General features: G+C 70.6%; 19 protein-coding genes. 10 read left to right on the top strand and 9 right to left on the bottom strand.

Going from position 1 to position 20,039, the window contains the following annotated elements; translation table 11 throughout:
• Nucleotides 1–23 precede the first annotated feature (23 nt).
• The 4 genes from msrB to Tsedi_RS06835 are packed head-to-tail and all read left to right on the top strand — an operon-like array spanning nucleotide 24 to nucleotide 2,156.
• Nucleotides 24–455 (top strand): peptide-methionine (R)-S-oxide reductase MsrB, encoded by a 432-nt coding sequence (gene msrB / locus Tsedi_RS06850; protein WP_143894968.1) that lies wholly within the window; start codon nucleotides 24–26, stop codon nucleotides 453–455.
• A 37-nt stretch (nucleotides 456–492) separates the two neighbouring features.
• Entirely contained in the window at nucleotides 493–1,026 is a 534-nt protein-coding gene (locus Tsedi_RS06845; protein ID WP_143894966.1) for a septation protein A, read from the top strand.
• Nucleotides 1,023–1,325: a BolA family protein gene (locus tag Tsedi_RS06840; RefSeq protein ID WP_143894964.1), complete on the top strand. Its 303-nt coding sequence runs from the start codon at nucleotides 1,023–1,025 to the stop codon at nucleotides 1,323–1,325. The genes Tsedi_RS06845 and Tsedi_RS06840 overlap by 4 nt, the downstream gene beginning before the upstream one ends.
• 48 nt (nucleotides 1,326–1,373) lie before the next feature.
• Nucleotides 1,374–2,156 (top strand): peptidylprolyl isomerase, encoded by a 783-nt coding sequence (locus tag Tsedi_RS06835; RefSeq protein WP_143894962.1) that lies wholly within the window; start codon nucleotides 1,374–1,376, stop codon nucleotides 2,154–2,156.
• A gap of 31 nt (nucleotides 2,157–2,187) precedes the next feature.
• Here Tsedi_RS06835 and Tsedi_RS06830 read toward each other — a convergent pair whose 3' ends face one another.
• Together Tsedi_RS06830 and Tsedi_RS06825 are read right to left on the bottom strand one after the other, a co-directional pair.
• Complete coding sequence (locus Tsedi_RS06830) at nucleotides 2,188–3,159, bottom strand: lysylphosphatidylglycerol synthase transmembrane domain-containing protein (protein ID WP_143894960.1); 972 nt, start codon at nucleotides 3,157–3,159, stop codon at nucleotides 2,188–2,190.
• Nucleotides 3,156–4,202 (bottom strand): glycosyltransferase family 2 protein, encoded by a 1,047-nt coding sequence (locus Tsedi_RS06825; RefSeq protein WP_143894958.1) that lies wholly within the window; start codon nucleotides 4,200–4,202, stop codon nucleotides 3,156–3,158. Before Tsedi_RS06825 ends, Tsedi_RS06830 begins: the two co-directional genes overlap by 4 nt.
• Nucleotides 4,203–4,325: 123 nt before the next feature.
• Here Tsedi_RS06825 and Tsedi_RS06820 point away from each other — a divergent pair, with 123 nt between their 5' ends.
• From Tsedi_RS06820 to Tsedi_RS06810, 3 genes are read left to right on the top strand one after another with little or no spacing between them, the layout of a single operon-like run.
• Nucleotides 4,326–5,555 (top strand): nucleotide sugar dehydrogenase, encoded by a 1,230-nt coding sequence (locus tag Tsedi_RS06820; RefSeq protein ID WP_425472740.1) that lies wholly within the window; start codon nucleotides 4,326–4,328, stop codon nucleotides 5,553–5,555.
• Entirely contained in the window at nucleotides 5,552–7,159 is a 1,608-nt protein-coding gene (locus Tsedi_RS06815) for an AAA family ATPase (RefSeq protein WP_143894957.1), read from the top strand. Before Tsedi_RS06820 ends, Tsedi_RS06815 begins: the two co-directional genes overlap by 4 nt.
• Before the next feature lie 4 nt (nucleotides 7,160–7,163).
• The gene (locus tag Tsedi_RS06810; protein WP_246099203.1) at nucleotides 7,164–8,201 is read left to right on the top strand and encodes an NAD-dependent epimerase/dehydratase family protein; all 1,038 of its coding nucleotides are present in this window, start codon (nucleotides 7,164–7,166) and stop codon (nucleotides 8,199–8,201) included.
• 87 nt (nucleotides 8,202–8,288) lie between these two features.
• Here the strand turns inward: Tsedi_RS06810 and clpB are convergent, their stop codons facing one another.
• The 7 genes from clpB to Tsedi_RS06775 all read right to left on the bottom strand — a co-directional run bounded on the left by clpB (nucleotide 8,289) and on the right by Tsedi_RS06775 (nucleotide 17,184).
• A complete protein-coding gene (gene clpB / locus Tsedi_RS06805) occupies nucleotides 8,289–10,892 on the bottom strand; it encodes an ATP-dependent chaperone ClpB (protein WP_143894955.1) in 2,604 nt (867 codons plus the stop codon).
• 114 nt (nucleotides 10,893–11,006) lie between these two features.
• Entirely contained in the window at nucleotides 11,007–11,489 is a 483-nt protein-coding gene (moaE, locus tag Tsedi_RS06800; RefSeq protein ID WP_143894953.1) for a molybdopterin synthase catalytic subunit MoaE, read from the bottom strand.
• Nucleotides 11,490–11,493: 4 nt separating this feature from the next.
• Nucleotides 11,494–11,745, bottom strand: a complete 252-nt coding sequence (gene moaD / locus Tsedi_RS06795; RefSeq protein WP_143894951.1) for a molybdopterin converting factor subunit 1 — start codon at nucleotides 11,743–11,745, stop codon at nucleotides 11,494–11,496.
• 25 nt (nucleotides 11,746–11,770) lie between these two features.
• Nucleotides 11,771–13,105 (bottom strand): molybdopterin molybdotransferase MoeA, encoded by a 1,335-nt coding sequence (locus Tsedi_RS06790; protein WP_246099202.1) that lies wholly within the window; start codon nucleotides 13,103–13,105, stop codon nucleotides 11,771–11,773.
• A gap of 14 nt (nucleotides 13,106–13,119) precedes the next feature.
• Nucleotides 13,120–14,553: a threonine synthase gene (gene thrC / locus Tsedi_RS06785; protein ID WP_143894949.1), complete on the bottom strand. Its 1,434-nt coding sequence runs from the start codon at nucleotides 14,551–14,553 to the stop codon at nucleotides 13,120–13,122.
• Nucleotides 14,553–15,884 carry a homoserine dehydrogenase gene (locus Tsedi_RS06780; RefSeq protein ID WP_143894947.1) on the bottom strand — a complete coding sequence of 444 codons (1,332 nt, stop codon included), beginning with the start codon at nucleotides 15,882–15,884 and terminating at the stop codon, nucleotides 14,553–14,555. Before Tsedi_RS06780 ends, thrC begins: the two co-directional genes overlap by 1 nt.
• Before the next feature lie 70 nt (nucleotides 15,885–15,954).
• Nucleotides 15,955–17,184, bottom strand: coding sequence for a pyridoxal phosphate-dependent aminotransferase (locus Tsedi_RS06775; RefSeq protein WP_143895112.1), 1,230 nt, complete (start codon nucleotides 17,182–17,184; stop codon nucleotides 15,955–15,957).
• Between the two features lie 54 nt (nucleotides 17,185–17,238).
• Between Tsedi_RS06775 and Tsedi_RS06770 the strand changes: the two genes are divergently transcribed.
• The 3 genes from Tsedi_RS06770 (at nucleotide 17,239) to Tsedi_RS06760 (ending at nucleotide 20,006) form a co-directional block, all read left to right on the top strand.
• Complete coding sequence (locus tag Tsedi_RS06770; RefSeq protein WP_143894945.1) at nucleotides 17,239–17,625, top strand: Mth938-like domain-containing protein; 387 nt, start codon at nucleotides 17,239–17,241, stop codon at nucleotides 17,623–17,625.
• A 90-nt stretch (nucleotides 17,626–17,715) separates the two neighbouring features.
• Nucleotides 17,716–18,192, top strand: a complete 477-nt coding sequence (locus tag Tsedi_RS06765) for a peroxiredoxin (RefSeq protein WP_143894943.1) — start codon at nucleotides 17,716–17,718, stop codon at nucleotides 18,190–18,192.
• A 98-nt stretch (nucleotides 18,193–18,290) separates the two neighbouring features.
• The gene (locus tag Tsedi_RS06760; RefSeq protein WP_143894941.1) at nucleotides 18,291–20,006 is read left to right on the top strand and encodes a PhoH family protein; all 1,716 of its coding nucleotides are present in this window, start codon (nucleotides 18,291–18,293) and stop codon (nucleotides 20,004–20,006) included.
• Nucleotides 20,007–20,039: the final 33 nt, after the last annotated feature.

Here is a 20,039-nt window from a genome sequence, read left to right as displayed (position 1 = left end):
CCGCATCCCGTCCGACGCCGACCATGAGCGACCTTCCCCCCTTTCCCCTGCGCCCCGACGACGCGCGCTGGCAGGCGCATCTGCAGGCGCTGCTGGCGCGCGGCGAGGCTGAGCCGCTGGCCTGGCAGGTGACCCGGCACGCCGCCACCGAGCGCCCGTTCAGCGGCCGCTACGAGGACTGGTGGCGCCCCGGGCGCTACCATTGCATCGTCTGCGGCACCCACCTGTTCGACAGCGACACCAAGTTCGACGCCGGCTGCGGCTGGCCGAGTTTCTGGCGCGCCCGCCCCGGCGCCATCGTCGAGCGGCTCGACCGCAGCCACGGCATGGTGCGCACCGAGACCCTGTGCGCGGGCTGCGGCGCCCACCTCGGGCACGTGTTCGACGACGGTCCGCCGCCCACCGGCCTGCGCTACTGCATGAACTCGGCCGCGCTGCGCTGGCAGCCCGCCTGAGCCGGCGCGGCGGCCGCGCCGTGCGCATAATCGCCCCATGCGACTGTTGCTGGACTTCGCGCCGATCCTGGCGTTCTTCGTCGCCTACCGCATCGGCGGCATCTACACCGCCACCGCGGTGCTGATGGCCGCCACCGTCGTGCAGATGGGCATCGTCTGGGCGCTGGACCGCCGGCTGCAGGCGATGCACAAGGTCACGCTGGCGCTGATCCTGATCTTCGGCGCGCTGACGCTCGTGCTGCAGGACGAGCGCTTCATCAAGTGGAAGCCCACCGTGCTGTACGGCGCGCTGGCGTTGGTGCTGGCTGCGGCCCTGTGGGGCTGGCGGCGCAACGTGCTGCAGCAGCTGCTGGGCAGCCAGCTGCCGCTGCCGCCGGCGGTCTGGCACCGCCTGGCGCTGGCCTGGATCGCCTACTGCGTCTTCATGGCCGCGCTCAACGGCGCGGTGGCGGCCTGGTTCTCCACCGACGCCTGGGTCGATTTCAAACTCTGGGGCTACGTGTTTCCGCTGGCCTTCCTGGTCGGCCAGGGACTCTACGTGGCCCGCCACCTGAAGGACAAGACCGCATGACCCCCGCCTTTCCGCGCAGCCTGCCCAGCGCCGAGCTGATCGAGGCGTTGCTGCGGGCCACCCTGGCGCCGCGGCGCCTCGAGGTCATCGACGAAAGCGCCGCCCATGCCGGCCACGCCGGCGCCAGCCCGAGCGGACGCGGCACGCATTTTCGCGTGCGCATCGCCGCCGATCGGCTCGACGGCCTCAGCCGCGTGGCCGCCCATCGGGTTGTGTATGATGCGCTGCGACCGGCCTTCGACGCTGGCCTGCACGCCTTGGCGCTGGAAATCGAGCGCCAGCCGGCCCACGCGGCCTGACCGTCGCGGGCCCTTCCACCCCTCCTGAACGTTGCCTTTCCCTTCCTGATGAAACCGAATCCGACCCACGCCGCGCTGGCCGCCGTGCTGACCGCGGTGCTCGCGGCGCCCGCTGCGGCGCAGAACCTCGCCATCGTCAACGGCAAGCCCGTGCCCAGCGCGCGCCTGAAGGCGCTGGAGGCGCAGGTGGCGCGTTCCGGCCGCCCGATCGACGACCAGGTGCGCGAGCAGCTGCGCGAGGAGGCCATCCTGCGCGAGATCTTCATGCAGGAAGCCGAGCGGCGTGGCCTGCGCGCCTCCCCCGAGGTCAAGGCGCAGCTGGAGCTGGCCCAGCAGACCGTCCTGATCCGCGAGCTGTTCGCCGACGAGCAGCGGCGCAACCCCGTCACCGACGCCGAACTGCGCGCCGAGTACGACCGCATCGCGCAGTCGATGGGGCAAGAGTACCGTGCGCGCCACATCCTGGTGGAGACCGAGGACGAGGCCAAGGCGATCCTGGCGGAACTGGCCAGGGGCGCCAAGTTCGAGGACCTGGCGCGCCAGCGCTCGAAGGACAAGGGTTCCGGGGCCAACGGCGGCGACCTCGACTGGGCCACGCCGGATGTCTTCGTGCCGGAGTTCGGGCAGGCGATGGCCCGGCTCGGCAAGGGTGAAGTCAGCCCCGAGCCGGTCAAGAGCCAGTTCGGCTGGCACGTCATCCGCGTCGACGACGTTCGCAAGGCACAGCTGCCCGACTTCGAGACCGTCAAGCCGCAACTGCAGCAGCAACTGCAGCAGCACAAGCTCGCCCGTTTCCAGGAGCAGCTGCGCAGCCGGGCCAAGGTGCAGTAAGGCGCCGCGCCTGCGGCCGGCTCCGTCGACGTCACGGACGCGCGGGCCCGGCTGGAGCCTCGGCGCGCGGCAGCGGCAGCAGGCCCAGCGGCGCCTGCAGCAGCGGATACAACCCGAACAGCACCGACACCGCCACCGCCTGCGCCGCCGGCACGCCGAGCAAACCGAGCACGGCCGCGGCGGCCGCCTCGCGCGTGCCCCAGCCGCCCAGCCCCACCGGCAGTGCCGCTGCAATGAAAATCGGCGTGGCCGCCGGCACCAGCCACCACCACGCCAGCGGCAGATCCAGCGCGCGCGCCGCGGCGGCCAGCGCCGCCACCGTGGCGGCCTGCGCCACCAGCGACAGCCGCAGCTGCTGCGCCCACAGGCCCACCGGGTCGCGCTGCGCCAGCTCCCGCCAGCCGCGCCACCACGGCCGCCGGGCCCACGGCACGCGTGCGCCCGCGCGCAGCAGCGCAAGCGGCGCCAGCGCCAGCGCCAGCGTGGCCACACCGAGCAGCCCCGCCAGCGCCGGCGTGGCCAGCGCCTGCAGCCCGGGCCACGCTCCCGGCGGCAGACCGGCCATCAGCGCCGGCAGCAGCACCGCGCCGCCCAGCAGCACCAGCGCCCACAGCCCGGAGAGCCGATCCAGCACCACGCTGGCGCTGGCGCGCGCCAGCGGCATGCCGGCGCGATGCAGTGCCCAGGCGCGCCAGACGTCGCCGCCGACGGTGGCCCCCGGCAGCACGGCGTTGAGCGCCTGGCCGCGCAGGTAGGCCACCCACGCCCAGCCTGGCGTCACCTCGTGTCCCAGGCGCCGCGCCAGCGCGCGCCAGCGCCACGCGCACACCGAATTGGCCAGCAGCGCCAGCGCCACCCCGGCCGCCACCCAGCCGGGCGCCGCCTGCGCCAGCGACTCCAGCAGCGACCGGGGGCCCACCCAGGCCAGCAACGCCGCCAGGATCGACAGCGACACCGCCAGCCGCAGCAGCCGGCGCGCGAGCGGCCGCGCCGCCGCGCTCATGCGTCAGGCCGCGGCGCCGGCAGCGCGCGCGTGTGGTACTGCGGCCGCGCCGCCCCTTCGTGGTAGATGCGGATCAGCAGCTCGCCGGTGAGCCCGGCCACGATCAGCTGCACCCCCATCAAGGCCATCATCACCCCGGCCATCAGCAACGGCCGGCCGCCGATGGCCTCGCCCAGCAGCTTGAGCACGCCCAGGTACAGCAGGATCAGGATGCCCGGCACCAGCAGCCACAGCCCCAGCCCACCGAACGCGTGCAGCGGCCGCTGCCGGTAGCGCAGGAAGAACACGATCAGCACCAGATCCAGGATCACGCGGAAGGTGCGGTCGATGCCGTACTTGGACTGGCCGCGCGTGCGCGGGTGATGGCGCACCGGCACCTCGACGATGCGCGCCCCGGCCTCCTTGGCCAGCGACGGGATGAAGCGGTGCAGCTCACCGTAGAGGTGGATGCGCTCGATGATCTCGCGACGGTAGGCCTTGAGCGCGCAGCCGTAGTCGTGCAGCCTGACGCGCGTGGCCCAGGAGATCAGCCGGTTGGCCAGCATCGAAGGCAGCTTGCGCGACAGCGCCTTGTCCTGGCGCTGGCGACGCCAGCCAGAGATCACGTCCACTTCCGGATCCTGCTGCAGCCGCTCGATCAGCGCCGGGATGTCGGCCGGGTCGTTTTGCAGGTCACCGTCCAGCGTCACGATGTAGCGCCCGCGCGCGCGCTCGAAGCCGGCCTGCAGCGCGGTGGACTGGCCGTAGTTGCGCGCCAGCGCCACCGGCCGCAGCCACGCGTGGCGCTGCGCCAGCTCGGCCAGCAACGCCAGGCTGCCGTCGGTGGAGCCGTCGTCGACGCAGATCAGCTCGAACGACCAGCCGGTCGGCAGCAGGGCCTGGCCGACGCGCTCGACCAGCTCGGCCAGGTTGTCGCGCTCGTGGTAGACCGGCACCACCACCGAGACCTCCAGCGCCGCCGCGCCGGGCGGCGCCGCACCGCCATCGGGGGTACCGGGGCACGGGTGACCTGAGTTCGCGCAGGATGGGGACGTGGCGTGCATGGGAACGGACGAACGGAGGCGTCAGGACAGCGCGGAGTATCGCATTCGCCTGGGCGCGCGCGGCCGCCCGTGTCCGCCCCGTATACTGCGCCGCGTCCAGTCCTGACATCCGCCGATGCTTCCATGACGCTTCCTGCCCCAACCGACGCGCTGCGCATCACGGTGGCCGGCGCCGGCTACGTCGGCCTGGCCAACGCGCTGCTGCTGGCGCAGCACCATCCCGTCACCGTGCTGGACATCGACCCGCGGCGCGTGGCGGCGCTGCAGGCGCGCCGCCCCACCGTCCACGACGGGCTGGCGGAACAATGGCTGCGCGAGCGCGCCGACCTGCAGCTGGCCGCCACCACCGACGCCGCGCAGGCGCTGGCCAGCGCCGATGTCGTCGTCATCGCCACCCCCACCGACTACGACCCGGTCACGAACGCCTTCGACACCTCCAGCGTCGAGGCGGTGGCGGCGCAGGCGCTGGCAGCCCACCCGAGCAGCACGCTGGTCATCAAGTCCACCGTGCCGGTGGGGTTCACCGCGCGGCTGCGCCAGCGCCACGCCACCGACCGCATCGTCTTCTCGCCCGAATTCCTGCGCGAGGGCCGGGCGCTGGAAGACAACCTCGCCCCCAGCCGCATCGTCGTCGGCGACCGCGGCCCGCGCGGGCAGCTCGTCGCCGAGCTGCTGCGCCAGGGCTGCCGCGCGCCCGAGCGCGTCCCGGTGCTGCTGACCGACCCGACCGAAGCCGAGGCGATCAAGCTGTTCGCCAACACGTACCTGGCCATGCGCGTGGCGTTCTTCAACGAGCTGGACACCTACGCCGCCACGCACGGGCTGGACACGCGCCAGATCATCGACGGCGTGTGCCTGGACCCGCGCATCGGCGCCGGCTACAACAACCCCAGCTTCGGCTACGGCGGCTACTGCCTGCCGAAGGACACCAAGCAGCTGCTGGCCAACTACCGCGACGTGCCGCAGAACCTGATCGCCGCCATCGTCTCGGCCAACGCCACGCGCAAGGACTTCATCGCCGACGACGTGCTGCGCCGGCTGCAGACCCTGTCCACCCCCGGCGGGCGCGCCCCGGTGGTCGGCGTCTACCGCCTCGTCATGAAGCAGGGCTCGGACAACTTCCGCGCCTCGGCGATCCAGGGCGTCATGAAGCGCCTCAAGGCCAAGGGCGTGCCGGTGATCGTCTACGAGCCGGCCTACGACGGCGACGACTTCTTCCGCTCGCCGGTGCTGAAGGACCTGGCGGCCTTCAAGGCGCAGGCCGACCTGATCCTGGCCAACCGCCACCACCCGGATTTGGAAGACGTGGCCGAACGTGTTTACACCCGCGATCTTTTCGGAGGGGATGCGTGACGGAGAGGCAGTTCAACACCGCCGGCCCGTCGATTCCAGGCGATCACTACCTGCTGGATCCCTTGGCGCGCGTGGATCTGGCCGAGATCGAATCGCTGATCGAGGCCAAGCGCTACTTCGTGCTGCACGCCCCGCGCCAGACCGGCAAGACCACGGCGCTGCTGGTGCTGATGGAGCATCTGAACCGGCAGGGGCGCTACCGCTGCGCCTACGCCAACATCGAAGGCGCGCAGGCCGCCCGTGGCGACGTGCAGGCCGGCATCAGCGCCGCCTGTCACGCCATCGCCCGCAGCATCGAGGACGCCACCGGCGAGCGTGCGCTCTACGACTGGTACCGCCGCGAAGGCGAAGCCATCGACGCGCGCGACCGCCTCACCGCCCTGCTGCGGCACTGGAGCCAGATGGCGCCGCAGCGCCCCGCGGTGCTGCTGCTGGACGAAGTCGACGCCCTGATCGGCGACACGCTGATCTCGCTGCTGCGCCAGATCCGCGCCGGCTACGCGCAGCGGCCGGCGGCCTTTCCGCAGACGGTGGTGCTGTGCGGCGTGCGGGATGTGCGCGACTACCGCATCCACAGCGGCGACGGCGAGATCATCACGGGCGGCAGCGCCTTCAACATCAAGGCCGCCTCGATCCGGCTGGGCAACTTCAGCGAAGAAGAAACGCGCGCGCTGTGGCTGCAGCACACCGAAGCCACGGGTCAGCGTTTCGAGGAAGCCATCTGGGCGGAACTCTGGGAAGACACCCGGGGCCAGCCGTGGCTGGTCAATGCCCTGGGGCACGAATGCACCTGGCAGGATAGAGAACTACGCAAGAACCGCGCGCTGCCGGTGACGCTGGAGCGCTACAAGGCCGCGCGCGAGCGCCTGATCCAGAGCCGCGCCACGCACCTCGATCAGCTCACCGACAAGCTCAGAGAGCCACGCGTGCACGCCGTCATCAGCCGGATCCTTGCAGGCGAGAACCCCCATGACACCCTGCCCACCGAAGACGTCGAATACGTCGCCGACCTGGGCCTCATCGAAACCCGCCCGCAGCTCAGGATCGCCAACCGCATCTACCGTGAAGTCATCCCCCGTGAACTGACCTGGACGCGCCAGATCACCATCACCCACGAGCAGGCCTGGTACGTCCGCCCGAGCGACCGGCGGCTGGACATGGACAAGCTCCTTGCGGCCTTCCAGCAGTTCTTCCGCGAGAACGCCGACGCCTGGATCGAGCGCTTTCAATACAAGGAAGCCGGCCCGCAGCTGCTCTTGCAGGCCTTCCTGCAGAGGATCGTCAACGGTGGCGGGCGCATCAGCCGCGAGTACGGCCTCGGCCGTCGCCGAACCGACCTCTTCCTCGAGTGGCCGCTGGATGAAGCGCAAGGCTTTCTCGGGCCGGTGCAGCGCATCGTCCTCGAACTCAAGATCCTGCACAGGAGCCTGGAAGCGACGATCGAGGAAGGGCTCACCCAGACGGCGGCGTATGCCGACCAGTGCGGCGCGCAGGAAGCGCACCTGATCGTCTTCGACCGCCGGCCCGGACGAAGCTGGGAGGAGAAGATCTTCCACCGCACGGAAACCATCGGCGGCCGCACGATTGGCGTGTGGGGGATGTGAAGCGATGGCCACACCGATGCGCGTCTTCATCACCGGCACCGCCGGCTTCATCGGCTTTCACCTGGCGAGGCGGCTGCTGGAGGAAGGCCATGCGGTGCACGGCTACGATGGTCTCACCGACTACTACGACGTGCGGCTCAAGCACCGTCGCCACGCGCTGCTGCGCGAACACCCTGGATTTGCCGCCACCGAGGCGATGCTGGAGGACCTGCCGGCGCTTGAGGCCGCCGCGCGCGCCGCGCAGCCCGACGTCATCGTCCACCTGGCCGCCCAGGCCGGTGTGCGCTACAGCCTGGAAAACCCGCGCGCCTACGTGGACGCCAACCTGATCGGCACCTTCCACGTGCTGGAGGTGGCCCGGGAGCTCAAACCCCGCCACCTGCTGATGGCCTCCACCAGCAGCGTCTACGGCGCCAACGAGGCGCTGCCGTTCGACGAGCAGCAGAAGACCGACTGGCCGCTGACCTTGTACGCCGCCACCAAGAAGGCCAACGAGGCGATGAGCCACGCCTGGGCGCACCTCCACGGCGTGCCGACGACGATGTTCCGGTTCTTCACCGTCTACGGCCCGTGGGGGCGGCCGGACATGGCGCTGTTCAAGTTCACGCGCGGGATTCTGGAGGGCACGCCGATCGAGATCTACAACCACGGCGACATGTGGCGCGACTTCACCTACGTGGACGACCTCGTGCACGCGATCCGGCTGCTGATCGAGGCCGTCCCGCCGGCGCCTGAGGCGCGCACGCCCGAAGCGGGCTGGCAGCCGGTGGAGGGCGACACGCTGAGCCCCGCCGCGCCGTGGCGCGTGGTCAACATCGGCAACTCCGACAAGGTGCGCCTGCTGGACTTCGTCGAGGCGATCGAGGCCGAGGTCGGCCGCCCCGCACAGCGCCGTCATCTTCCGATGCAGGCCGGGGATGTTCCGGCCACCTGGGCCGACTGCGGGCTGCTGAAGCGCCTGACCGGCTACGCGCCGCGCACGCCGTTCCGTGAGGGCGTGGCGCGGTTCGTGCGGTGGTACCGGGAATACCACGGCCTCTGAGCCCCGCAAAAGCCAAAGCCCCCGCCGGCGAACCGGCAGGGGCCTGGGTCAGCCCGCAGGCGGGGCCGCCGCGCCCCCGCCGCGCCTTCAGTGCACCGTGCGCCCGAACAGGAACTGCCCCGGCGCGCGCACCGGATCCACGTCCACCGGGATCTCGCTCTTGGGCGGGAAGCGCCCTTCGAGGATGAGCCTGGACAGCGGGTTCTCGATGCGCTGCTGGATCGCGCGCTTGAGCGGCCGCGCACCGAACACCGGGTCGTAGCCGACCTTGGCCAGTTCCTCCAGCGCCGCGTCGGTGAACGTCAGCGTGAGATCCAGCTTGGCCAGCCGCTCCTGCAGCGTGCGCAGCTGGATGCGGGCGATGTTCTTGATGTGCTCGGTGCCGAGCGGATGGAACACCACCGTCTCGTCGATGCGGTTGAGGAACTCGGGGCGGAAATGCGCCTTCAGTTCCTCCCACACCGCATCCTTGATGTCCTCCATGTCGTGGCCCTGTTGCGCCAGCTGCTGGATGCGCTGCGAGCCGATGTTGGAGGTCATCACGATGACCGTGTTCTTGAAGTCCACCGTGCGGCCCTGGCCGTCGGTCAGCCGCCCGTCGTCCAGCACCTGCAGCAACACGTTGAACACGTCCGGGTGGGCCTTCTCGACCTCGTCGAGCAGCACGACGCTGTAGGGCTTGCGCCGCACCGCCTCGGTCAGGTAGCCGCCCTCCTCGTAGCCGACGTAGCCCGGCGGCGCGCCGATCAGGCGGCTCACGGAGTGCTTCTCCATGAACTCGCTCATGTCGATGCGGATCATGTGCTGCTCGCTGTCGAACAGGAAGGCCGCCAGCGCCTTGCACAGCTCGGTCTTGCCCACCCCCGTCGGACCGAGGAACAGGAAGCTGCCCAGCGGCCGGTTCGGGTCGCTCAGGCCCGCGCGGGCGCGGCGGATGGCGTTGGAGACGGCGGCGATGGCCTCGTCCTGGCCGACCACGCGCTCGTGCAGCCGCGCCTCCATCTGCAGCAGCTTGTCGCGCTCACCCTGCATCAGCTTGCTGACCGGGATGCCGGTGGCGCGCGAGACCACCTCGGCGATCTCCTCGGCGCCGACCTGCGTGCGCAGCAGCTTGAAGCCCTTGGCGCCGTCCTTGCCGGCCTCGCGCGCCTGCGCCTCCTGCAGCCGCCGCTCCAGTTCCGGCAGCCGGCCGTACTGCAGCTCGGCGACCTTGTTGAAGTCGCCCTTGCGCTTGAGCTCCTCGATCTGGAAGCGGATGCGGTCGATCTCCTCCTTGATCTGCGCCGAGCCCTGCACCTGCGCCTTCTCGGCCTTCCAGACCTCCTCCAGATCGGCATACTCGCGCTCCAGCCGCGCGATCTCCTCCTCGATCAGCTCCAGCCGCTTGCGCGAGGCCTCGTCGGTCTCCTTGCGCACCGCCTCGCGCTCGATCTTGAGCTGGATCAGGCGCCGCTCCAGCCGGTCCATCGCCTCGGGCTTGGAGTCGATCTCCATCTTGATGCGCGCGGCGGCCTCGTCGATCAGGTCGATCGCCTTGTCCGGCAGGAAGCGGTCGGTGATGTAGCGGTGCGACAGCTCCGCCGCGGCGACGATGGCCGGGTCGGTGATCTCCACGCCGTGGTGCAGTTCGTACTTCTCCTGCAGGCCGCGCAGGATGGCAATCGTCGCCTCGACGCTGGGCTCATCGACCAGCACCTTCTGGAAGCGCCGCTCCAGCGCCGCATCCTTCTCGATGTACTTGCGGTACTCGTCCAGCGTGGTGGCGCCGATGCAGTGCAGCTCGCCGCGCGCCAAGGCGGGCTTGAGCATGTTGCCGGCGTCCATCGCGCCCTCGGCCTTGCCGGCGCCGACCATGGTGTGGATCTCGTCGATGAAGAGGATGATGCGCCCCTCCTCGGCGGCGATCTCCTTCAGCACGGCCTTCAGGCGCTCCTCGAACTCGCCGCGGTACTTGGCCCCGGCCAGCAGCCCGGCCATGTCCAGCGCCAGCACGCGCTTGTTCTTCAGCGTCTCCGGCACCTCGCCGTTGACGATGCGCTGCGCCAGCCCCTCGACGATGGCGGTCTTGCCCACGCCCGGCTCGCCGATCAGGACGGGGTTGTTCTTGCTGCGTCGCTGCAGGATCTGGATCGTGCGGCGGATCTCGTCGTCGCGGCCGATCACGGGGTCGAGCTTGCCCTGGCGGGCGCGCTCGGTCAGGTCCAGCGTGTATTTCTTCAGCGCTTCGCGCTGGTTCTCGGCTTCGGGGCTCGTCACGGCTTGTCCTCCTCGCACGGCGTCGATGGCGGCCTCCAGCGCCTTGCGGTTCAGGCCCGCGGCGCGCGCGGCATCCGCCAGCATGATCTTGCTGTCGGCCAGCGCCAGCAGAAACAGCTCGCTGGCGATGAACTGGTCGCCGCGCTTCACGGCCTCCTTCTCGGCGGCCTGCAGCAGCGTGACCGTGTCACGGCCGACCTGCACCTGCTCCTGGCCCTGCACCTGCGGCAGGCGCTGCACGGCGTCCTCGGCAGCCTTCCTCAGCTGCGCGACGTTGACGCCGGCGCGCTGCAGCAGCGCCGGCGGGCCGTCCTGCTTCAGCAGCGCGGCCAGCACGTGCGCCGGTTCGATGTAGGCATGGTCCTTGGCCAGCGCCATCGATTGCGCTTCGGCCAGGGCCTCCTGGAACGAGGTGGTGAGTTTGTCGATCCGCATGGAAGGGGCTCCGAAAAGGTTGACTGCCGTTCCATGTGGGGCGACTGTGCCGCGCTTTCAAGCCCGGCGTCGTTGACGCGGATCAAACGCCGCCGGCGCGCGCCAGCACGCCGTTCAGGCGTTCTTTGCCTGGATGCCCCAGCGCGCCAGCGCCGCATCGTCGCTGACGCGCGCATCGACCCAGCGCGCGCCCTGCGGCGTGTGCTCCTTCTTCCAGAACGGCGCCTGGGTCTTGAGGTAGTCCATCAGGAACTCGCACGCCGCAAACGCCTGGCCGCGGTGCGCCGAGGTCACCGCCACCAGCACGATCGGATCCTGCGGCTGGAGCACCCCGACGCGGTGGATGACGCGCACGCCGCGGATGTCGAAGCGCCGCGCCGCCTCATCGATCATCGCGTCGATGGCGCGCTCGGTCATGCCCGGGTAGTGCTCCAGCTCCAGCGTGGCCACCGCGTCGCCGTCGTTGACGTCGCGCACGGTGCCGAGGAACGCGCACACCGCGCCGACGCCGGCATCGCCCGCCCGCAGCGCCGCCACCTCGGCGCCGAGCTCGAAGGGTTCGGTCTGGATCGTCACGCTGCGCCGCTGCAGAGTCATGGCCTCATCCTCCGGTGACGGGCGGAAAGAACGCCACCTCGGCACCGTCGTGCAGCGCGGCGGCGCCGTCGGCCATCGCCTGGTCGAGCGCCATGCGCAGCGGCCGCCCCTCGGCCAGCGCCTCGGCCCAGACGCCGCCGCGCGCGCGCAGCTGCTCGCGCAGCGCCTGCAGCGTGGCGGCGTCCGTGTCGAGCTGCTCCTGCGCGGTGCCGAGCTGCTCACGCAGCGCCGCAAAGTATTTCACCGTGACGCGCATCGAATCTCCCCGGCAGGTCTCCCCATCAAACCAAGAAATCCGCCAGCGGCCAGTACGGCACCAGCTCGCCACGGCGCAGCGTGCGCCCGGCGGCGATGTCCGCCAGGCCATCAGCCCACGCCACCGACGTCAGCACGGAGGAATTCTGGTTCGCGAACACCTCCAGCCCGCCGTCGGCGTTGCGGCGCACGCGCACGAACTCGCGCCGCTTGTCCGGCCGCGGCCAGTCGAAGTCGGCGCGCGCCAGCAGCGCCGGCGGCAGCGCCGGCGCCACCACCGCGCCGGCCAGCCGCAGCAGCGCCGGCCGCGCCAGCAGCAGGAAGGTCACGAGGCTGGAAACCGGGTTGCCCGGCAGCCCGAACACGTGGCAGCGCCCCTGCCCGCCGAGCCGCTCGCGATCGATGAAGCCGTGCATGAACGGCTTGCCGGGCTTCATCGAGACCTGCCACAGGTCCAGCCCGCCGAGCGCCTGCACCGCGGGCTTGACGTGGTCGGCCTCGCCAACCGACACGCCGCCGGTGGTCAGCAGGGCGTCGTGCGTCAGCGCCGCCTGCGCCAGCGCCCGCTCGGTGGCGGCGCGCTCATCCGACAGCACCGGCAACACCGTCACCTCGAACCCCAGCCGGCGCAGCAGCGGCACCAGCGCGTAGCGGCTGCTGTTGTAGATCGCACCGGGTGGCAGCCGCTCGGGTGGCACCGTGCCGGGCTGCACCAGCTCGTCGCCGGTGGGCGCCAGCGCCACGCGCAGGCGCCGGCGCACCGGCAGCCGCGCCACGCCGATCGAGGCCGCCACACCCAGATGCGCCGGACGCAGCCGCAGACCGGCGGCCAGCGCCACCGCACCACGCGCCACGTCCTCGCCGCGACGCCGCACCCACTGCCCAAGGGCCGGCGCCGACGCGAAGCGCACCCACCCATGCACGCCTGCCGTCGGGTCGGCCCCGGGCGGCGCTTCGGCCGGCTGCGCCTCCTCCTGCATCACGACGGCATCCGCCCCCGCCGGCAGCGGCGCGCCGGTGAAGATGCGCGCCACCGTCCCCGGTTGCAGCGCGGCGCCGAACGCCCCGGCGGCGATGCGCTGCGCCACCGGCAGCGGCCGCCCCTCGGCCACGGCGGCGGCAACGTCGGCTGCGCGCACCGCGTAGCCGTCCATCTGGCTGTTGTCGAAGCCCGGCACGTCCAGCCCGGCGACGACGTCGGACGCCAGCACGCGCCCGTCGGCCTCCTCCAGCGGCACCTCCTCCACCGGCAGGTCCAGCGGCTGCACCGCCTGCAGCAGGCGCTGCAGCGCCTCCTCCACCGTCATCAGCGGCGCGCGCGCCGGCGGCGGCGCGGCGGTCGTCTCGGTCGGTGTGCCCATCCCAGCCCTCCCCGTCAGTCGGCGGCGCAGACCTCGGCGATGTAGGCCTTGACCTGCGCCGCATCCGCCGGCATCACGCGCACGCGCTTGGGCAGGCTTTCGATGCCGACCAGGTGCGCGGGTCGATCCGGCTCGCGGCCCGTGGCCTCGACGATGGTGGCGGCGAACTTGGCCGGCAGCGCCGTCTCCAGCACGATCATCGGCACGCCCGGCTGCAGGTGCTCGCGCGCCACCTTGACGCCGTCGGCGGTGTGCGGGTCGATCAGCATCGCGTGACGCTGCCAGACGTCGCGGATCGTGGCCAGCCGGTCGGCGTGCGTGCTGCGCCCGCTGGCAAAGCCGAACACCTCCCGCGCGCGCGCGAAGGCCGGGTGCGCCGAAAGGTCGAACCGCCCGTGCCGCGCCAGTTCCTCGGCGAACAGCCGGCGGGTGGCTTCGGCGTCGCGCCCCAGCAGGTCGAAGACGAAGCGCTCGAAGTTGCTCGCCTTGCTGATGTCCATCGAGGGGCTGGAGGTCTCGTAGGTGTCGGCGCTGCCGCGCACGCGGTAGACCCCGGTGCGGAAGAACTCGTCCAGCACGTCGTTCTCGTTGGTGGCCACCACCAGCCGCTCGATCGGCAGCCCCATCATGCGCGCGATGTGGCCGGCGCAGACGTTGCCGAAGTTGCCGCTCGGCACGGTAAAACTCACGCGCTCGTCGTCGCGTTCGGTGGCCTGGATCCAGCCGGCGAAGTAGTACACCACCTGCGCCAGCAGGCGTGCCCAGTTGATCGAGTTGACGGTGCCGATGCGGTGGCGGCGCTTGAACTCGAGGTCGGCGCTGACCGCCTTGACGATGTCCTGGCAGTCGTCGAACACGCCTTCGATGGCGAGGTTGTGGATGTTGGGGTCCTGCAGGCTGTACATCTGCGCCTGCTGGAACGGGCTCATGCGCCCGTGGGGGCTGAGCATGAAGACGCGGATGCCGCGCTTGCCGCGCATCGCGTACTCGGCGGCGCTGCCGGTGTCGCCACTCGTGGCGCCCAGGATGTTGAGCGTCTCGCCGCGGCGCGCCAGTTCATACTCGAACAGCTGGCCGAGCAGCTGCATCGCCATGTCCTTGAACGCCAGCGTCGGCCCGTTGGACAGCGCCTCCAGCCACAGGCCGTTTTCCAGGTGGCGCAGCGGCACGATCTCGCCGGTGCCGAACACCTCGGCGGTGTAGGTGCGCCGCAGCAGCGCGCGCAGGTCGTCGGCCGGGATGTCGTCGATGTAGAGGCGCAGGATCTCGAACGCCAGCTCGGCGTAGCCCTGCTCGTGGTAGGTGCGGCGCAGGCGCGCCAGATCCGCCGCCTCCAGGCGCGGGTAGCGCTCGGGCAGGTACAGGCCGCCGTCGGGCGCCAGGCCCTCCAGCAGGATGTCGCTGAAGCGGCGGCGTTCGGGGTGACCGCGCGTGGAGAGGTAGAGCATCAGGCCAGCTCCTCCTTGCGGATGCGCACGATCGGCGCCAGCACGGTCGGCAGCGCCTGCATCGCCGCCAGCGCGGCGTTCATCGTGCCTTCGGCGGTGTCGTGCGTCAGGATGATCAGGTCGGTCTGCGTGCTGCCCTCGCCGCCGACCTCGTCGGCCTCGCGCTGCAGCACGGCGTCGATGCTGATGCCGGCGCGCGCCAGAATCCCGGTGACGTCGGCCAGCACCCCGGGTTGGTCCGCCACGCGCAGGCGCAGGTAGTAGCCGGTCACCACCCGCTCCATCGGCACCACGGCCAGGTCGCTCATCGCGTGCGGCTGGAACGCCAGGTGCGGCACGCGGTGCTGCGGGTCGGCGGTGTGCAGGCGCGTCACGTCCACCAGGTCGGCGATGACGGCGCTGGCGGTCGGCTCGCTGCCGGCGCCCTTGCCGTAGTAGAGCGTGGTGCCGACCGCATCGCCCTGCACGACGACGGCGTTCATCGCGCCCTCGACGTTGGCGATCAGCCGCCTGGCGGGCACCAGCGTCGGGTGCACGCGCAGCTCCACGCCGCCGTCCACGCGCTTGGTGATGCCCAGCAGCTTGATGCGGTAGCCGAGCTGCTCGGCGTAGCGGATGTCGGCTGCCTGCAGCTTGGTGATGCCCTCGACGTAGGCCTTGTCGAACTGCACCGGGATGCCGAACGCCAGCGCGCTCATCAGCGTGGCCTTGTGCGCGGCGTCGATGCCCTCGATGTCGAACGTCGGGTCGGCCTCGGCGTAGCCCAGGCGCTGCGCCTCCTTCAGCACGACGTCGAAGTCCAGCCCCTTGTCGCGCATCTCCGACAGGATGAAGTTGGTGGTGCCGTTGATGATGCCGGCCACCCACTGGATGCGGTTGGCGGTCAGGCCCTCGCGCAGCGCCTTGATGATCGGGATGCCGCCGGCCACCGCGGCCTCGAACGCCACCATCACGCCCTTGGCCTGCGCGGCGGCGAAGATCTCGCTGCCGTGCACCGCCAGCAGCGCCTTGTTGGCGGTGACGACGTGCTTGCCGGCCTCGATCGCCTCCATCACCAGCTGGCGCGCGATGCCGTAGCCGCCGATCAGCTCGACGACGATGTCGATCGCCGGGTTGGCGATCACCGCGCGCGCGTCGGCCACCACCTGCGCCGCATCGCCGACGATCGAACGCGCGCGCCCGGTGTCCAGGTCGGCCACCATCGTGATCGCGATGCCGCGGCCGGCGCGGCGGCGGATCTCCTCCTGATTGCGCTGCAGCACGCGGAAGACGCCGCTGCCGACGGTGCCGATGCCCAGCAGGCCGACTTGGATGGGGGGAAGGTTGCTCATGGATGCCGTGGTCGTCGTCATGAAGTCCGTGAGGGCGGGCGAGGCGCTCACGCCGCCCGCCGGGCGGGGGTCAGTCGGTGCCGTAGCGGCGCCGCAGGTGGCCGAGGAAGCGCGCGATGCGCCCGATCGCCTCGGCCAGATCGTCCTCGTGCGGCAGGAACACCAGCCGGAAGTGGTCCGGCGTCGGGTAGTTGAAGCCGGTGCCCTGCACGATCAGCACCTTCTCCTCGGCCAGCAGGTCGTAGGCGAACTGCTGGTCGTCCTCGATCGGATAGATCTTCGGATCCAGGCGCGGGAACATGTAGAGGGCGGCCTTCGGCTTGACGCAGCTGACGCCCGGGATCTCGGTCAGCAGCCGGTGCGCCAGGTCGCGCTGGCGGCACAGCCGCCCGCCCGGCGCCACCAGGTCGTTGATGCTCTGGTAGCCGCCCAGCGCCGTCTGGATCGCCAGCTGCCCTGGCGTGTTGGCGCACAGCCGCATCGAGGCCAGCATGTTCAGCCCCTCGATGTAGTCCCTGGCGCGGCGCTTGTCGCCGGAGACGATCATCCAGCCCGCGCGGTAGCCGCACGAGCGGTAGTTCTTGCTCAGGCCGTTGAACGTCACGAACAGGAGGTCGTCGGCCAGCGACGCGATCGAGGTGTGGACGTTGCCGTCGTAAAGCACCTTGTCGTAGATCTCGTCGGCGAAGATGATCAGCCCGTGCTTGCGCGCCAGCTCGACGATGGCCTGCAGCACCTCCACCGGGTACAGCGCGCCGGTGGGGTTGTTCGGGTTGATGACGACGATGCCCTTGGTGCGCGGCGTGATCTTGCGCGCCATGTCGTCCAGGTCCGGGATCCAGCCGTTGGCCTCGTCGCACAGGTAGTGCACCGGCGTGCCGCCTGACAGCGACACGGAGGCCGTCCACAGCGGATAGTCCGGCGCCGGCACCAGGATCTCGTCGCCGGCGTTGAGCAGCGCGTTCATGCTCATCGTGATGAGCTCGCTGGCGCCGTTGCCGAGATAGACGTCGTCCACCGTCACGCCGGCGATGCGCTTTTCCTGCGTGTAGTGCACGATCGCCTTGCGCGGCGCGAACAGCCCCTTGCTGTCGGTGTAGCCGGCCGCCTGCGGCAGGTTGCGGATCATGTCCTGCACGATCTCGTCGGGCGGCTCCAGCCCGAACACCGCCAGGTTGCCGATGTTGAGCTTGATGATCTTGTGCCCGTCCTCCTCCATCTGGCGGGCCTTCTCGAGCACGGGCCCGCGGATGTCGTAGCAGACGTTGGCCAGTTTGGCGGACTTCTGGATCGGCGGCAGCATGGTGGGCATAATTTCACCACAGATTGCCCTGCCGCCCCGCCGAGCCACCCCGTGAAGATCCAGCCCGACCGCATCGATACCCTGGCGATCCAGGCCCACGGTCCGGGCTGGCTGGTGGCCGGCGGCCAGCGTCACGAGACCAGCGTCATCATCGCCTCCAGCGGCACGCTGCGCCCGTGGGGCTGCGCGCGCTGGGCCGACCTGACGGAGCAGCACTTCGCCACCCTGCTGGAAGAGGTGCCCGAGGTGGTGATCTTCGGCAGCGGCACGCGGCTGCGCTTCGTCGCCCCGGCGCTGCTGCGCCCGCTGATCGAGCGCGGCATCGGCGTGGAGACGATGGACACGATGGCGGCGGCGCGCACCTACAACATCCTGGCCGGCGAAGGCCGGCGGGTGGTGGCGGCGCTGCTGCTGGAAAACGACGCGAGCGCTGGCTGACCCGGAGCCAGGCCTGCCGGCGCCACGCCCCGGCGCCGGTTCGCCGTGTGCTAAAATTGGTCGAGTAGCTGAACCGAGGGGACTTGCTGCATGGCCGTCGTCGTCAACAAACCGATTCCCGAATTCGAAGCCCAAGCGACCGGCGGCATCAAAGTCACCCACCAGTCCCACCTCGGCCAGACCCTGGTCCTGTACTTCTATCCGAAGGACCACACCCCCGGCTGCACCACCGAGGCCATGCAGTTCCGCGACCAGTACGCGGAATTCGTCAAGGCCGGCGCACAGGTGTTCGGCGTCTCGCGCGACAACCTCAAGTCGCACGAGGACTTCAAGGCCAAGCTCGGCTTGCCGTTCGAGCTGATCGCCGACACCGAGGAGAAGATGTGCCACATGTTCGGGGTGGTCAAGAACAAGATCATGTACGGCAAGAAGGTCAAGGGCATCGAGCGCAGCACCTTCCTGATCAGCCCGGAAGGCATCCTGCTGCAGGAGTGGCGCGGCATCAAGGTGCCCGGCCATGTCGACGAGGTGCTCAAGGCCGTGCGGATGCTGAAGAAGGTTGCCTGACGCCTCCGAAGCATCCCGCTCGCCATCCGTGAGCGTTTTCCTCCCCCGCAGCGCCGCCCCATCCGGGCGGCGTTCGCTTTTCTGGCATCATCGGTTCCATGCCTCTGCCTCCTCCCCCCACCCGCAAGGGTGACCGCGTCGTCGCCGGCGCCGCCGGCCCTTCCGTCCGCACCCCCACCACGACCGCCGACGCGCCGCCCGCACCGATGCCTGCCCGGTCCTCCGCCGTCGCCGCCGAGCCGCCGAGCGCGGCGCCAGGCGCAACGGCCGCACCGGCGCGCCGCCGCGGACGCCGGCCGGCGCAGGCGCCCGCCGCCCCGGTGGCAGCGCCGATGCCGCAGGCCGTGGCCACCCCCGCTGCCTCGGCTGCCGCGGCACCGACCCCCGCCCCGCGCCGCCGCACGCGCGGCGGTGCCGCCGACGGCGTGCGCCGCCTGTTCGTGCTCGACACCAACGTGCTGATGCACGACCCGACCTGCCTGTTCCGCTTCGAGGAACACGACATCTACCTGCCGATGATCGTGCTGGAGGAGCTGGACAACAACAAGAAGGGCATGAGCGAGGTCGCGCGCAACGCACGCCAGGCCAGCCGCACGCTGGATGCGCTGGCGGCCACCGTGCGTGGCGACATCCGCGACGGCGTGGCGCTGACCGCGCTCGGCCACCGCGAGGCCACCGGCACGCTGTTCTTCCAGACCGAGCCGTTCACGCAGGCGCTGCCGGATGGCATCGCGCACGGCAAGGCCGACAACCAGATCCTCGTGGTGGTGCAGGCACTCAAGGCACGTCACCCCGACCGGGATGTGGTATTGGTGTCCAAGGACATCAACATGCGCATCAAGGCGCGGGCGCTGGGCCTGGCCGCGGAGGATTACGAGAACGACAAGACGATCGACGACGTCGAGCTGCTCTACACCGGCATGCTGGCGCTGCCGGCGGACTTCTGGAGCCGGCAGGGCAAGTCGGTGGAGAGCTGGCAGCAGGGCGGCCACACCTTCTATCGCATCGGCGGCCCCATCGTCGAGCAGCTGCTGCTCAACCAGTTCGTCTATTACGAGGCGCCGGGCGAGCCGGCGCTGTACGCGCGGGTCGTGGAGCTGCGCGGCCGCACCGCCGTGCTGCGCACGCTCAAGGACTACACGCACCTGAAGAACGCCGTCTGGGGCGTGACCGCGCGCAACCGCGAGCAGAACTTCGCGCTCAACCTGCTGATGGACCCGGACATCGACTTCGTCACGCTGGCCGGCACCGCCGGCACCGGCAAGACGCTGATGGCGCTGGCCGCGGGGCTGACACAGGTGCTGGACGAGCGCCGCTACAGCGAGATCATCATGACGCGCGCCACCGTCAGCGTCGGCGAGGACATCGGCTTCCTGCCCGGCACGGAGGAAGAAAAGATGGGCCCGTGGATGGGCGCGCTGGACGACAACCTGGAATTCCTCGCCCAGGGCGCGCGCAACAGCGCCGGCGAATGGGGCCGCGCCGCCACCAACGACCTCATCCGCAGCCGCGTCAAGATCAAGAGCATGAACTTCATGCGCGGCCGCACGTTCCTGAACAAGTACGTCATCATCGACGAGGCGCAGAACCTCACGCCCAAGCAGATGAAGACGCTGATCACCCGCGCCGGCCCCGGCACCAAGCTGGTCTGCATGGGCAACCTGGCGCAGATCGACACACCGTACCTCACCGAGGGCTCCTCCGGCCTGACCTACGTGGTGGACCGCTTCAAGGGCTGGCCGCACGGTGGCCACGTCACGCTGGCGCGCGGGGAGCGGTCACGGCTGGCGGATTTTGCGAGCGAGGTGTTGTAAAAGCGCCAGATCCGTATTGCCCCTCGTCCCGGG

This window comes from Tepidimonas sediminis (genome assembly GCF_007556605.1).
Taxonomy (GTDB): Bacteria; Pseudomonadota; Gammaproteobacteria; order Burkholderiales; family Burkholderiaceae_C; genus Tepidimonas; species Tepidimonas sediminis.
The sequence above is the reverse complement of the archived record's forward strand: the minus strand, read 5'-3'. Positions and strand labels throughout refer to the sequence as shown.